This window comes from Alkanindiges illinoisensis DSM 15370, from assembly GCF_000619845.1.
Lineage (GTDB): Bacteria > Pseudomonadota > Gammaproteobacteria > Pseudomonadales > Moraxellaceae > Alkanindiges > Alkanindiges illinoisensis.
Window position 1 is genome coordinate 1,501,277 of sequence record NZ_JHUX01000003.1, and the last position, 13,959, is coordinate 1,515,235.

12 protein-coding genes are annotated in these 13,959 nt (G+C 45.1%); 5 read left to right on the plus strand and 7 right to left on the minus strand.

The genetic code is table 11. The features are described from left to right. Positions 1 to 235: 235 nt before the first annotated feature. The 4 genes from groL to Q337_RS0107500 form a co-directional block, all read right to left on the minus strand. Positions 236 to 1,870: a chaperonin GroEL gene (gene groL, locus Q337_RS0107485; protein WP_026471073.1), complete on the minus strand. Its 1,635-nt coding sequence runs from the start codon at positions 1,868 to 1,870 to the stop codon at positions 236 to 238. Between the two features lie 69 nt (positions 1,871 to 1,939). Beyond that, complete coding sequence (locus Q337_RS0107490) at positions 1,940 to 2,233, minus strand: co-chaperone GroES (RefSeq protein ID WP_026471074.1); 294 nt, start codon at positions 2,231 to 2,233, stop codon at positions 1,940 to 1,942. Between the two features lie 163 nt (positions 2,234 to 2,396). Continuing rightward, a complete protein-coding gene (locus Q337_RS0107495) occupies positions 2,397 to 3,185 on the minus strand; it encodes a metallophosphoesterase family protein (protein WP_026471075.1) in 789 nt (262 codons plus the stop codon). After that, on the minus strand, positions 3,182 to 4,192 hold the full coding sequence (locus Q337_RS0107500) for a diacylglycerol/lipid kinase family protein (protein ID WP_228133093.1): 1,011 nt from the start codon (positions 4,190 to 4,192) through the stop codon (positions 3,182 to 3,184). Before Q337_RS0107500 ends, Q337_RS0107495 begins: the two co-directional genes overlap by 4 nt. A 409-nt stretch (positions 4,193 to 4,601) precedes the next feature. On the opposite strand from Q337_RS0107500, the gene Q337_RS0107505 reads away from it, so the two are divergent. Together Q337_RS0107505 and Q337_RS19020 are read left to right on the plus strand one after the other, a co-directional pair. Beyond that, complete coding sequence (locus tag Q337_RS0107505) at positions 4,602 to 5,564, plus strand: hypothetical protein (RefSeq protein WP_228133094.1); 963 nt, start codon at positions 4,602 to 4,604, stop codon at positions 5,562 to 5,564. 42 nt (positions 5,565 to 5,606) lie between these two features. Then, positions 5,607 to 5,744, plus strand: coding sequence for a hypothetical protein (locus tag Q337_RS19020; protein WP_166738959.1), 138 nt, complete (start codon positions 5,607 to 5,609; stop codon positions 5,742 to 5,744). A gap of 250 nt (positions 5,745 to 5,994) precedes the next feature. Here Q337_RS19020 and Q337_RS0107515 read toward each other — a convergent pair whose 3' ends face one another. Next, on the minus strand, positions 5,995 to 6,381 hold the full coding sequence (locus Q337_RS0107515) for an SCP2 sterol-binding domain-containing protein (RefSeq protein ID WP_026471078.1): 387 nt from the start codon (positions 6,379 to 6,381) through the stop codon (positions 5,995 to 5,997). Positions 6,382 to 6,605: 224 nt separating this feature from the next. Beyond that, positions 6,606 to 7,508, minus strand: coding sequence for a tRNA 2-thiocytidine(32) synthetase TtcA (gene ttcA / locus Q337_RS0107520; RefSeq protein WP_026471079.1), 903 nt, complete (start codon positions 7,506 to 7,508; stop codon positions 6,606 to 6,608). Between the two features lie 525 nt (positions 7,509 to 8,033). On the opposite strand from ttcA, the gene Q337_RS17100 reads away from it, so the two are divergent. Further along, on the plus strand, positions 8,034 to 8,891 hold the full coding sequence (locus tag Q337_RS17100) for a lytic transglycosylase domain-containing protein (protein WP_051526651.1): 858 nt from the start codon (positions 8,034 to 8,036) through the stop codon (positions 8,889 to 8,891). A gap of 203 nt (positions 8,892 to 9,094) precedes the next feature. Then, entirely contained in the window at positions 9,095 to 9,991 is an 897-nt protein-coding gene (gene htpX / locus Q337_RS0107530; protein WP_026471080.1) for a protease HtpX, read from the plus strand. Positions 9,992 to 10,086: 95 nt separating this feature from the next. On the opposite strand, the gene Q337_RS0107535 is transcribed toward htpX, so the two are convergent. Continuing rightward, positions 10,087 to 12,117, minus strand: a complete 2,031-nt coding sequence (locus Q337_RS0107535; RefSeq protein WP_026471081.1) for an NADPH-dependent 2,4-dienoyl-CoA reductase — start codon at positions 12,115 to 12,117, stop codon at positions 10,087 to 10,089. A gap of 420 nt (positions 12,118 to 12,537) precedes the next feature. Between Q337_RS0107535 and Q337_RS0107540 the strand changes: the two genes are divergently transcribed. Beyond that, on the plus strand, positions 12,538 to 13,869 hold the full coding sequence (locus tag Q337_RS0107540; protein ID WP_034279254.1) for an OmpP1/FadL family transporter: 1,332 nt from the start codon (positions 12,538 to 12,540) through the stop codon (positions 13,867 to 13,869). Positions 13,870 to 13,959 lie beyond the last annotated feature (90 nt).

Consider the following 13,959-nt stretch of genomic DNA (forward strand, 5'->3'; position numbering starts at 1 on the left):
AAGATCAAACAGCATATCGAAATAATATGACCAGTAAATAAAGTTTCTACACTTCTTGCACAATTAACCCTGTAAATTGATACGCTTAATCCCAGTTGCCTGCCAGCTCTCTACTTTATGAGCAGGCTTTTTTTAATAGGCATCCACAATATACAAAAACCCTGCCTTGAGCCCAAGACAGGGTTTTTAACACTGGCTAAACCAGTGGTTTAAGCAGCTAACTGTATATTACCAGTTACATCATGCCGCCCATACCACCCATGCCGCCCATATCAGGTGCAGCTGGCTTGTCTTCTGGAATATCAGTGATCATGGCTTCAGTAGTTAGCATCAGGCCAGCAACAGACGCTGCATGCTCCAGTGCAGAACGGGTCACTTTGGCAGGGTCTAAAATACCCAGCTCAATCATGTCACCATATTCACCAGTTGCCGCATTGTAGCCGTAGTTGCCTTCACCATTCTTAACAGCATTCACCACTACAGAGGCTTCTTCACCGGCGTTGGTTACGATCTGGCGCAATGGAGCTTCAATAGCACGACGCAGAATGTTGATACCAGCAGTCTGGTCTTCATTGGCACCAGTCAGGCCTTCAAGGGCACGAATTACACGCACCAGCGCAACACCACCACCGGCAACCACACCTTCTTCTACCGCAGCACGGGTTGCATGCAAGGCATCATCAACGCGGTCTTTCTTTTCTTTCATTTCAACTTCAGTTGCAGCACCAACCTTGATGACCGCAACACCACCAGCCAGCTTGGCCACGCGCTCTTGGAGTTTTTCACGGTCATAGTCAGAAGTTGCTTCTTCAATTTGCTTGCGAATGGTTGAAACACGCGCATCAATTTCGTCTTTCTGGCCAGCACCATCAACAATCACAGTATTTTCTTTGCCAACAGTGACCTTGCGGGCAGTACCCAGGTCTTGCAGGGTAGCGCCTTCCAGATTCAGGCCAACTTCTTCAGAAATGACAGTTGCGCCAGTCAGGATGGCAATGTCCTGCAACATGGCTTTACGACGGTCACCAAAGCCTGGCGCTTTAACCGCACATACCTTGATAATACCGCGCATGTTGTTCACAACCAGTGTGGCCAGCGCTTCGCCTTCAACGTCTTCAGCAATCAGTAATAATGGCTTGCCTGATTTGGCCACTGCTTCCAGTGTTGGAATCAGTTCACGGATGTTACTGATTTTCTTATCCACCAACAGGATGAACGGATTATCCAGCTCGGCAGTCAGGGTGTCTGGCTTATTGGCAAAATACGGGCTTACATAGCCACGGTCAAACTGCATGCCTTCAACCACGTCCAGCGTGTCTTCAAAGCCTGAGCCTTCTTCAACGGTAATTACACCTTCCTTGCCCACTTTTTCCATGGCCTGTGCAATCAGGTCACCAATGGTCTGGTCGGAGTTGGCAGAAATCGCACCCACCTGAGCAATGGCTTTGGTGTCAGACGCTGGGGTAGCAATGTTATGGATTTCCTGTACCGCAGCGCGAGTGGCTTTATCAATACCGCGCTTCAGATCCATTGGATTCATGCCGGCAGCAACAGACTTGATGCCTTCATTTAAAATAGCTTGCGCCAGTACAGTCGCAGTGGTTGTACCATCACCAGCAATATCAGCAGTCTTGCTGGCTACTTCGCGAACCAGCTGTGCACCCATATTTTCAAACTTGTCTTTCAGGGTAATTTCTTTGGCAACAGTCACACCATCTTTGGTGATGTGCGGTGAACCGAAAGAACGGTCAATCACCACGTTACGGCCTTTAGGACCCAAAGTCACTTTTACGGCATCGGCCAGAATATTCACACCAGCAATCATTTTACTACGGGCGGATTCACCAAACTTTACATCTTTAGCAGACATGAATAACTCCTAATTATATGTTTTCAAGCAGATAAAACGAATCAATGAACAAGCTTTACAAGCTATTCATTAACCTTCAATTACTGCAAAAATGTCAGATTCTTTCATGATCAACAGCTCTTCGCCGTTTACTTTTACGGTTGAACCAGCGTATTGACCAAACAGTACTTTGTCACCCACTTTAATATCGAGGGCGCGCACACCATTATCAGTAATTTGTCCATTACCTACTGCCAGCACTTCACCCTGAGATGGTTTTTCAGCAGCAGAACCTGGCAGCAAAATACCACCAGCGGTTTTGGTTTCTTCTTCGACACGGCGAATCACCACACGGTCGTGTAATGGACGAATATTGATACTCATGATGCAGATTCTCCTTGATAAACACTTTTTTGTGCCAAAACATTGGACGAAATCAGCAGTGACCTGCTGAAATTAAATTGGTTGATGCATCAATAGGGATATAAAAATGCGCTTCAAGGGCAAACATGAAAAAATTTTGTATATTTGTATGTTTTTTATCCTTTTAGTCGGTAGCTTTGGGCTGCCATAAGATTTTCTTCTCAATAAAGCTTACCTGTGTCTCGTCATAGTCATAGCGCCACACGGTTAAATCAGCGCAGATAATGTTCACCGAATTGGGCATGCTATGACGTACGCGATGGGAAAGTGCCGTACCGGCATGAATGTCTAATACCGGATGTGAACGGCCCAGCAGGAAATACTGGTTGAGGTCATATACCGCAGAATGATGCAAATGCCCATGCAAAAGCGCATGCAGACCACAGGACGACCAGCGCTTTAAAGCTGGCAGCATCAGGCGTGGAATATCCTTGGCCGCTTCATCATCATGCGGACTCACCATAAAGGGCTGATGCGTGGCTACGATCTTATGCTTGTGTGCTGGTGCAGCCTGTAGTTGCTCTGCTACATGCTCAATTTGCCGAAGCGAGATACTGCCCTTGGTATGATGGTGTGACTTGATGGTATTAACGCCAATTACAAAAAAATTCTCGGTTTCGATTTGCGGCTCCAGACTGCCAAAGCATTGCTGGAAACGATGAAACGGACGCCAGATTCGTTTGGGCAAATGAAACAAGGGAATATCATGATTACCTGGAATAACCAGATAGGGACAGCCCAGACTTTCCAGAAAGCGCTTGGCATCGATAAACTGGCTATGACGTGCCCGCTGGGTTAAGTCGCCACTCACCACCACCACTTCCGGTTTTAATTCATCACAAAGCTGCTTTAACGCCCGGACTGGACGGGCCTGTTCCGTACCAAAATGCGGGTCAGACAGATGTAAGATCATTTGATAACCTCACGTGGCACCATCACCTGCAGCGCATTGTGCGCTACCTTAAAAATCAGGGGAGTTGAAATTTGCACAATTTCGCCGTCAATAGCCACTTTCATGCGCTTAACCCGGGATTCAATTTTGATTTGTTCGGCACAAAAACTGGTCACTTCGGGTGCCTGCTCAAACAAGCCAACCTGTAGACGATGAATCAGCTTAATCATTTGCCAGCGGGTTAATGCCGTAATGGCAACAGCAGCCAGTTTGCCCTGTGCCACACATTCGGCCAGTGTTAATTTCAGATCCTGTAGCTGCAACTGGTTATTACCAAAAAAGACCAGTGGCGTTTCAATCGGGGTTTGTTCGCCATCAATAGTCATTTTAAGTTTTAGCTTCTGCTGTTCGCGCATGAGCACCACAAAGCCGGATACCATCGCCACCACCCGAAAGCGACCAAACCGGGCGTTGTACAGTTCACGCTGCTCAATAATTTTTGGGTACAGGCCAATACTGGCATTATTTAAATAAATATAGTCATTGACAGTGCCCAGATGAACAGGTCTTGCTATCCCTTCAACAATCACTTGCGCCGCAGCAAATGGATCTAGCGGAATATCCAATGCCCGCGCCACATAATTAAACGTACCCAGTGGAATAATTCCCATGCGGATACTAGAGTTTTTGAGTTCCTGCGCAACAGTATTTAAAGTGCCATCACCACCTGCTGCCACAATGATCCCACCTTCACGATCATGTTTGACCCGTGCCTGTCGCACCACTTCGCTTAATTGCCGGGCTTCTGTCAACTGGTATAAATCTACCTCAAAGCCCTGCTCGCTAAAATAAGCTGTTAATTGACGAGCTAGTTGCTCGTGGCCATAGGCATGATGGCCCGAACCAGTATTCATCACCATGGAAATCAGGCGTCCGCTGGCATGAGCTGGCTGATCTTCTGGAGAATGAGACGGGACTGGCGCAGTTGGCTCAGGCAATCCCATTGATTGTATTAGTGAAGAAGACATAAATACGCTGGACATCAATTTATTGAAATCGGGTTATTGAAATCAGGGTTAAGTGGAATCGCACATCAATGATTTGAACATACTCGTCAGGCCGAACATGCCAATACCAAGTAAAATTGCCCAAATCCTGCTGCAATAATCGCCATTATTTTTCAGGGATTACCTTACTGATTAAAAACAGCTTTTGTTTTAAGTACCAGCCATGATTTATTTTAATTTGTTGTGTTTGTATTGATTATTGATCGCGAGTTTATCATTACATGCAGCGTGATAATGCAAATGATTCAATTTTTAGGAATTTTATCGGGCTTTTCAGCAGGTTTTACATGAACAGGCTTGAAAAATACCCTAATTTCCCAATTACTATTAACAGACTTTAAATTAAACCAATTCAACAGCAAGCCTGCATATGACTGAACAGACCATGACTCAAACGCAACAAGCCCCTGAATTAATTAGTATTGAGCAAGACTGTATGGGCGGTCATGCTGATCACTGGCAACTCTTAACCGCCCAGCCGGATCAGGATGTGCCAAAATGGCTGCAACTGGCCTTAAATAATGCCCACATGCCTTATGGCCTGAATCGTGACAATCAAAACATGCCTCAGGAAACCTGGCTAATTAATGGCCCGGAACAGGCCCTACAAATTACCCAGTTAATCGAAATTGATAAAACGCAGCAACCCGTACGTTTAATGTCTGCCTTTCCCATTATAAATAGTCCTTATAGCATTGAAGGAAAAATTAGCCGTATTATGTGCTGCCGTAATATTATGCAGGCGGTATTAAATATTACCACCAGCGATGGTGCCACCATTTACGCGTTTGATAACCTGTTTAGCGTTAATCAATACCAGTATCAACATAATCAGGTCTATCAGATTAATCTGGGTGGTTTTGCTTATAACCTTGAAAAGGTCAAAACGGGTGAAACACTGCTAGTGGATGATCCGGCTGCCATTAAGCACCATCGCGCCCTTAATGATATTCTGGCTAAAAACAATGGAATAGCGCCAGAAGACTTGCAGGCTCAAATTACAGCCTGGCAGCCTGCATCGCCAGACGATGAAGCACCTGTAACGCTGGATTTATCCAAAATGGTTGCTTATTTATATGGTGATCATTTAGGGCAGGAAGATGAAGCGTGGTTTCAGGGAGAAATTGTAGGATTATCACAAACTGATTTTATGGGCAAAACAGTCGATTTAATTGATGTAGTCATAATCCGTGAACAGGAGAGTAAACCGGTAATAATACGTCTCGCGTATTTAAACCACGATAAAATGCCAACCAGTTTTCAGGTTGGTGATTATATTCGTGGAAACATATGGATTCAGGCTACCATTTATGCTACTAATAATAACGGATAATTCTTATTTGAATATTTGTTAAATAGTACATGAGTGCTGGTAATGAAAATTATACGTGAATCCGCTCAGCAACAACTGGTTCAATCCATTGATCGTCTTGCCCTTGATAAAACTGCTTGTCTGTTTTTTATTATTGGCATGATTCTGGCCGCCTTTTTTATGCAATATTTGTTTGCCTGAATTTAAAAGCGTTTGCGGTACTCAGCTTATATAAGCGCCTGTCTGGCAGCCAGTCTCATTTCGCTGTGCTGCCTCAGCTTCCCCTACATTTTATAGTCCGTTTTAAGCCGCTATTTAATCCACTTATTATAATAATTTTAATATCTTCAAATTATGCTTAAGTCTACCTATCCTTACTGTTATAGAACATGAATAATTTTTGTCAAAGAAAAAGCCCGCATAATGCAGGCTTTTCTGGATTTACTGAAAATTATTCAGTCATGCCCAATACGCGCTGGAACAAATCTTTTTGTTCCTGGCTTGGACGTGCAGTTTGTAGAGCCATCAATTGGCTCATGTCGCCCTGAACCTTGATTTTGCCAGTCATGAAAGCCTGCATGGCAGCAGCCATGTCGAATTCCAGAAACACTTTACGCAGGGTTTCTTCATCCATGGTCAGCGTGGTTTTTGCATTGGAAGATAAGCCTTTCTGGATCTTGCCGCCATCCAAAGACAAATCAACATTGTCTTTACCAGGCTCAGTAACAGTCAGGTTAAGTGCCAGTCCAGCCAGTGCAGGCGGCAGATTCAGGTCACCTGCTTCAGCAGTCAGTTTGTCTACGGTATCAAACCATTCATTACTTAAAAATGCAGGCATGCTAGATCCTCTATTCATTCATTGTAAACAGTATTTAACATTACTTGGCAGCAAAAAAATAAGCTAAGCCATTCAAAATGCAATGCTTGTTCCGCTTTATAGCAGACTCTTATCCAACTGAATATGGCAAAAGTTGTATCTTCGCGCTAAAAAATGTGTCAAAACTTGGCATGCGCAATTTAACAGCATTTTTTAGGCATGTGCAGAAGCTATTAAACGCAGTCTTAGCTTAAGCTCAGGTTGACTACATCCAGCCGTTGCTTAAGATTGTCCAATTCCTCAGCGGTTGGTACTTCGGTTTCTACCTGCAAGCTTTCAAAGTCAAACAGCTCGCGGTCAGCCAGTTGCGAAGGTGAGACATTCTGTAATGCCCCGAAAATGCTGGCCAGTCGCTTGGGGTGCTGCCGATCCCAGTCGCGCAGCATGTCATTAATCATGGCGCGTTGCAGGTTTTCCTGTGAACCGCACAGATTGCACGGAATAATCGGAAACTCGCGCATTTGTGCATACTTGATAATGTCTTTTTCCGCCACATAAGCCAGCGGGCGAATCAGAATATTCTTTTTATCGGTAGACAGTAACTTGGGCGGCATGGCCTTAAGACTACCGCCATGAAACAGGTTTAAAAAAAACGTCGCCATAATGTCATCACGATGATGCCCTAGTGCCACCTTAGTTGCACCAATTTCCTGTGCAAAACCATATAGTGAACCACGACGCAAGCGCGAACATACGGCGCAAAAGGTTTTTCCTTCAGGCGTGAGTCGCTTTACAATACTATACGTATCTTTTTCCAGAATATAATGCGGGATATTACGTTCGCTTAAGTAGTTTGGCAGCACATCTTCCGGAAAACCCGGCTGTTTCTGATCAAGATTAACCGCGACAACCTCAAAATTGATGGGCGCAATCTTTTGAAATTGAAGCAGAATATCCAGCAAGGTATAGCTATCCTTGCCGCCGGAAATACACACCATGACCTTGTCGCCGTCTTCCAGCATGTTGTAATCCCGGATTGCATGCCCAACCTGACGCCGTATCTTTTTTAACAGGCGATGATAGGCCGTTGAAGTTGGTACTTCAGGAATAGGATAGGAATTTACAGAATCAGCAACAGGTGAAAACATGTTTTTAGCACGTCGGTTAAGCGGTTTTGGGCCGATATTGTACCCGAAATTTTATTAAAAGTTAGACGCTTTATAAATCACAATTGGCTTTTTTGACTTCAAAAATCCTTCATATTTGCTTCACAGTCACAAAATGGTGCAGCTTTGTCAACCATTAAACACAAAATCTTCCCCATAGTTGTGCATTCATTCATCAGTTAAGTTTTCCACAGATCCTGTGGATAACAATGGGGATAACTAAAAACTTGACATCGCTTCGCAACGATTCTGTAAGGGTTTGACACAATTTGTATATTTTTTAACCAATTAATATTTTCAATTAGAATCAATGACTTATTAATTTCAAGTTATTTTTTTTTAATTTAAAATGTAGTTTTGACCTAAATGTTCATTAATTCTGCAATTATTTCAATGTTGTCTAAAAAATAGACTATTACATTGTAACTGCAGACGCAAAAAGGGTTACCTAAAGAAATATTTTTGCTACACTCTTCCAAAATCTCAAGGACGTGGGTAAAACTTACAATGCAAGTTCAGCCGACTTTAACTGCGTTTTTTCACTCTAAAAGATCTTTACTGCTCTCCCTAATAAGTAGCATTGCTATATTGTCTACTGTCCCTGCACAGGCAGGCAACCTTTATGTCTACAAAAACAAGAATGGCGATACCCTGCTCACCAATGTTCGGGATGATAAAAGCTTTGGCGAATATAATACCAAGGTAAAAGTCACTTATTATCCTGATACCAATGTCCATAGCTACCGGAACTGGGGCGGCAGTGAATCTGCGGTGCTACCCAGCTATAGCAAGAATAAAAACCTGTATGATGGCATTATTGCACAGGCTGCAAGCACCCATCAGGTGGACTCCGGTTTAATTAAAGCCGTCATGCATACTGAATCCGGTTTTAATCCCAATGCACGCTCACCCGTCGGCGCACAGGGTTTGATGCAACTTATGCCGGCCACCGCACGCCGCTTTGCCGTAAGCAATGCTTATGATCCGGCTCAAAATGTATTGGGTGCTGCCCGATACCTGAGCTTTTTACTGAAGCGTTTTAACTATAATACAGAGCTGGCACTGGCCGCTTATAATGCGGGTGAAGGCAATGTGGACAAATATCGTGGCATTCCGCCCTTCCGCGAAACTCAGGATTATGTGCGCCGGGTGATGAGCCGCTATAAGAATCTGTATGCCGGGAATATCAGTACAACCCCAATGTCTGCCTCAGCCATGAGCGCCTCGTATAATACGCTGGCGCAAGCCCAGCAGGTTGCCCCAGTCAGTTCGGTAAGCAGCAGCTCCAATGTAATATCACAGGCCCCGGTAAAGGTGTATGCCGTAGATGGCGTTTATACCGCCTCTAATATTGAAACCTATTAATGCTTTGATTCGGGTTTATGGCAGAAGTAGCAATAGCCTTAAACCCATCTTAATTTATTATAAAAACCCACTGCATTTTGCCCCTACTGCTCTTTGAGCTATTGAAAAAGTCCTATAAAGCTCTACTTTATCTACATCATGATCAAGGCTTTTTAGCCTGCTAAGATCATTTTTTTACCTATTATTTTAAGAGGAATATGTACATGATGCGGATTGGTTTGTTTTTGCTGACCAACCTCGCGGTACTGGTAGTTGTTGGTATTATCCTGTCTGTACTGGGCGTTGGCTCAACTCATGGTCCCGGTGGCCTGAACTACACTAACCTGTTGGTGATCTGTTTTGTGTTTGGTATGGTGGGATCAATGATCTCGCTATTTATGTCCAAGTTTATTGCCAAAAAAACCACAGGCACCGAGATCATTGAAACACCACAAAATCCGGCAGAACAATGGCTGGTTAGTACTGTGGCTGAGTTATCCAGTCGTGCAGGCATTAAAATGCCAGAAGTGGGAATTTTTCCAAGTTATCAATCCAATGCGTTTGCCACAGGCTGGAATAAAAACGATGCACTGGTGTCAGTATCTACCGGTTTGCTGGAGCGTATGAATAAGGACGAGCTGCGTGCTGTCCTGGCGCATGAAATTGGTCACGTTGCCAATGGCGATATGGTCACGCTGGCGCTGGTTCAGGGGGTGGTCAATACCTTTGTGATGTTCTTTGCGCGGATCATTGGTAATTTTGTGGATCGCGCTATTTTCAAGAATGAAAGTGACAGTCCGGGCATGGGTTACTTTATCACCAGCATTATCATGGACATTGTACTAGGTATTCTGGCCTCAGCCATTGTCATGTGGTTTTCACGGATGCGCGAATTCCGGGCTGATGAAGCAGGTGCTCGCCTTGCCGGTAAGGATGCGATGATTTCTGCCCTGCTGCGCCTGCGTGCCGAGAATGAGTTACCCGATCAAATGCCACAGGAAATGAAAGCCTTTGCGATTAATGAAGGTAAAGAACAAGGTTTTAGTATTGCCGCCTTGTTCCATAGTCATCCAACCATTGAACAGCGTGTGGCTGCCTTGCAACAGTTAAATGTGCATTAAGGCTTAAGCTGCTCAACATAGTGCTTTTAAAATCCAAACTAAAAAGCCCTGAATGATTCAGGGCTTTTTTATGACCAATGAATCGTCAGTAATTTCTATAGTCGGGCGGCCAGCTCTCCACCTTCACGGATTGCCCGCTTGGCATCCAGCTCGGCAGCCAGCGATGCACCACCAATCAAATGGTAGCGTGCACCGAGTTGCTCCCCTTCTGCTGGCATTAGCTCTCGCACTGATTCCTGCCCGGCACACACCACTACCGTATCGACACGCAGCAATTGTGACTGGCCATCTACGGTAATCCACAGGCCTTCTGGGGTGATGGCATCATAATTTACACTACGCAGCATGCGCACACCATGCTTTTTAAGCTGGGCCCGATGTACCCAGCCTGAGGTTTTACCCAGTCCTGCACCAACAGGCGTGGATTTGCGCTGTAACAGGTAAATCTGGCGGTATGGCGGATGCACCTCAGGTCTTACCGTACCGCCCTCACTATCATAATTGGGCTGAGGATCAAGTCCCCATTCGCGCTGCCAGTCTGCCAGTGGCTGCGGCTGCGGAATAGCTGGGTTATGCAGCAGGTACTCGCTGACATCAAAACCAATACCACCGGCACCAATCACTGCAACCCGCTGGCCTACGGGTGCGCCTCGCAGTACTTCCGGATAAGTCAGCACATTGGGTAGCTCAGCCCCGGCCAGCTTTAAGGCACGCGGTGCAATGCCAGTGGCAATTACCACATCATCATAGCCTTCACGTTCCAGTTGCTCACGATTCACCCGGGTGCCCAGCCGTACTTCCACTCCATTTTTCTTGAGCATGGTTTTGTAATAACGGATGGTTTCATGAAACTCTTCCTTGCCCGGAATCACCTTGGCCAGATTAAACTGCCCGCCCACATCAGTATTGGCTTCAAACAGCGTAACCTGATGACCGCGTCCGGCAGCAACTGTCGCTGCAGTCATGCCTGCCACACCGCCACCCACTACCGCAATACGGCGGGGCTTACGGGTTTTGACATATACCAGCTCGGTTTCATAACCGGCGCGCGGATTAACCAGACAAGTACCCCGCTTGTTTTCAAACGCATGATCCAGACAGGCCTGATTACAAGCGATACAGGTATTGATTTCATCAATCCGGTTGGTGGCTACCTTGTTGACCCATTCCGGATCAGCCAGCAACGGACGCGCCATTTGAATCAGGTCAGCCTTACCCTCTGCCAGAATTGCCTCGGCAGTTTGCGGCATATTAATCCGGTTGGACGCAATGACCGGAACAGACACATGCTTTTTGACTTCAGCCGTAACGTCGGCAAAAGCAGCACGCGGCACTGAGGTTACAATGGTAGGAATACGGGCTTCATGCCAGCCAATGCCGGTATTTAGCAAGGTAATACCAGCCTGTTCCAGCGCCTTGGCAACCGTAATGACTTCTGCCATGGTATTACCGTTATGCACCAGATCCAGCATGGACAGGCGAAATGAAATAATAAACTTGTCACCCACAGCCTTACGGATCGCTTTTACAATTTCGACAGCAATACGCATGCGGTTTTCAATAGGACCACCCCAGCGGTCAGTGCGCTGATTAACATGCGTGCTTAAAAACTGGTTTAACAGATAGCCTTCCGAGCCCATAATCTCAACCCCGTCATAGCCTGCATATTTGGCAAGCTTGGCACAACGGGCAAAATCACTAATGGTAGACCAGATTTCCTTATCTGAAAGCGCACGTGGCTTGAACATGGAAATGGGTGATTTAATGGGACTGGACGACACGACAAACGGCTGATAGCCATAGCGTCCCGAATGCAGAATCTGCATCAGGATTTTGCCCCCATGCCGATGCACCGCATGCGTAACCAACCGATGATTGATTGCATCAGCCAACGTATTCATGGTGCCGCCAGCCGGTAATAGCCAACCCTGACGATTGGGTGAAATGCCGCCTGTAATCATAAGGCCCACCCCGCCCTTGGCACGTTCAGCAAAATAGGCAGCCAGTTTGGGATAATTATAGAAACGATCTTCCAGACCAATGTGCATTGAGCCCATGACCACACGATTTTTAAGCTGGGTAAACCCAAGGTTTAGCGGTTCTAGCAAATGCGAATATGGCTTCATCAGGCAATCTCTCATGCAATAGGAAAAAGCAGTAGCACCTATTTATTTTTCATCAATAAGCGCAAGCAACAGGTCAATAACCCGTAACACATCAAATGGGTAGATTTTAATAAAGTACAGGCTTACTGTCAGTGACCTAATGGTCAGTACTGTTGTGTAAATTTGACCTGTGCTTCGGTAAAAATTATTTCTTGCGAAGGATTTAAGCAATTAAACGCTTTTTATTAACCGACTATTTACATTTTCTACAAAAATCTCATATTTTTTAGCAGTGCTGTTCTTTGCTTGTACCAATCAAGTTCTTATGCTACACATTATCAGCATTATGCATGCATTATTGAAAGTCTATGAATAAGTTAAATTTATTGGTAAAGTTTCAGTAATCGTGGACTTTTTGAATAATCAGCGAGGATGATCAACATGTTTTCTAAAAAAAGTACATTGGCAGTTTGTATTACAGCTGCTTTAACTGGAGCTACTGGAAGCGCTTTTGCGGCAGCTTTTCAGTTGAACTATCAAAGCACGGGTGCTATTGCCCTAGCAAATGCGGGCCGCGCTACTTTAACCGATGATGCCTCTGTCGTTTATACCAACCCTGCCGGTATTAGCCGTCTGGATGGTCAACAGGTCTCTGCTAACGTCAGCGGTGTATTTCCAAAAACAGATATTACCTATCCTTCTGCTGTAACTAATCCTGTAGCAGCAATCGGTGGTGCACAAATTAATCTGGGTGGAACTGCTGAAGGTGATGCAGTCGAAGACAGCGTCCTGGCATCAGCGTTCTGGGCAATTCCCAATATTGGTGTTGAAGGTCTGTCCGCTGGTTTAGGTTTTTATCAACCATTCGGCTTCAATGCAGACTATGAAAATAGCTATATCGGACGCTACTGGGGTGATAAAACTGAACTCGCAGTATTAACGCTGCAACCTTCTGTTAGCTATGCAATTGACGATACCTTGTCTCTAGGCGCAGGCGTTACCATTAACTATGCAGATGGTAAACTGACTCGTCGCATGCTGGCTCCACTAGACGTATTATATCCAGTCCAAGGGCTTAATCCCAATAATGGCCTGCAAAGTCTGATTGGTGATGACGTTGCCTATGGCTGGAACTTTGGTGCACTGTGGGACATTACACCTGAACTCCATCTTGGTGCAGTCTATCGTTCAGAAGTAGATTATGACCTCGAAGGTAGCGTCCGCTTTAGCAATGTTGATGCGGCACTTGGCTTACCATTCACTACTGGTCAGTACGACGCCAGTTTGAGCTTGACTACCCCTGAAAGCTATGAAGTTTCAGCAACCTACGATGTATCTCCAACGACCAAATTACATGGCACCTGGATGCGTACCAACTGGAGTAGTGCCAAAACATTGCCGATTTCTATTCAAGGAACAGCGGTAGGCACTTTCAATACTGCTGAAACCTTGGGTTATGACGACACCAATCTCTATGCGGTTGGGGTAAGCTGGCAACAAACTGATCGTTTGGGTTTAAAAGCAGGCTTTGCAGTAGATGAGGCCGTTGCCGGACTGCACCCTTCAGCACGTATTCCAACCGCCAAACGTTATCTGCATACCATTGGTGCCAACTACATGTTTAATCCAAAAACAAGTATAGATCTGGCTTATATTTATGCTCATGAAGACAAGGCTCATGTTAGTGCCACAAACGCGGATTCCGGTACCTATAATGCTACTTTCCAGAATCGTGCTAACATCATTTCTGCCCAGTTAAACTACAAGTTTTAAAATATTAGTAAGTTAACTGCAAAAAGGACGATTTATTCGTCCTTTTTTATAAGGTTTACCAAATCACCAAAAAATGACAACATAGTTTAT

Bases quoted from the DNA above. Each gene is read 5' to 3' on its own strand.
- Q337_RS0107535 (WP_026471081.1), bottom strand. From the start codon at position 12,117: ATGAAGCCATATTCGCATTTGCTAGAACCGCTAAACCTTGGGTTTACC.
- Q337_RS0107505 (WP_228133094.1), top strand. From the start codon at position 4,602: ATGACTGAACAGACCATGACTCAAACGCAACAAGCCCCTGAATTAATT.
- Q337_RS0107500 (WP_228133093.1), bottom strand. From the start codon at position 4,192: ATGTCTTCTTCACTAATACAATCAATGGGATTGCCTGAGCCAACTGCG.
- groL (WP_026471073.1), bottom strand. From the start codon at position 1,870: ATGTCTGCTAAAGATGTAAAGTTTGGTGAATCCGCCCGTAGTAAAATG.
- Q337_RS17100 (WP_051526651.1), top strand. From the start codon at position 8,034: ATGCAAGTTCAGCCGACTTTAACTGCGTTTTTTCACTCTAAAAGATCT.
- Q337_RS0107490 (WP_026471074.1), bottom strand. From the start codon at position 2,233: ATGAGTATCAATATTCGTCCATTACACGACCGTGTGGTGATTCGCCGT.
- ttcA (WP_026471079.1), bottom strand. From the start codon at position 7,508: ATGTTTTCACCTGTTGCTGATTCTGTAAATTCCTATCCTATTCCTGAA.
- Q337_RS0107495 (WP_026471075.1), bottom strand. From the start codon at position 3,185: ATGATCTTACATCTGTCTGACCCGCATTTTGGTACGGAACAGGCCCGT.
- Q337_RS0107540 (WP_034279254.1), top strand. From the start codon at position 12,538: ATGTTTTCTAAAAAAAGTACATTGGCAGTTTGTATTACAGCTGCTTTA.
- Q337_RS19020 (WP_166738959.1), top strand. From the start codon at position 5,607: ATGAAAATTATACGTGAATCCGCTCAGCAACAACTGGTTCAATCCATT.
- Q337_RS0107515 (WP_026471078.1), bottom strand. From the start codon at position 6,381: ATGCCTGCATTTTTAAGTAATGAATGGTTTGATACCGTAGACAAACTG.
- htpX (WP_026471080.1), top strand. From the start codon at position 9,095: ATGATGCGGATTGGTTTGTTTTTGCTGACCAACCTCGCGGTACTGGTA.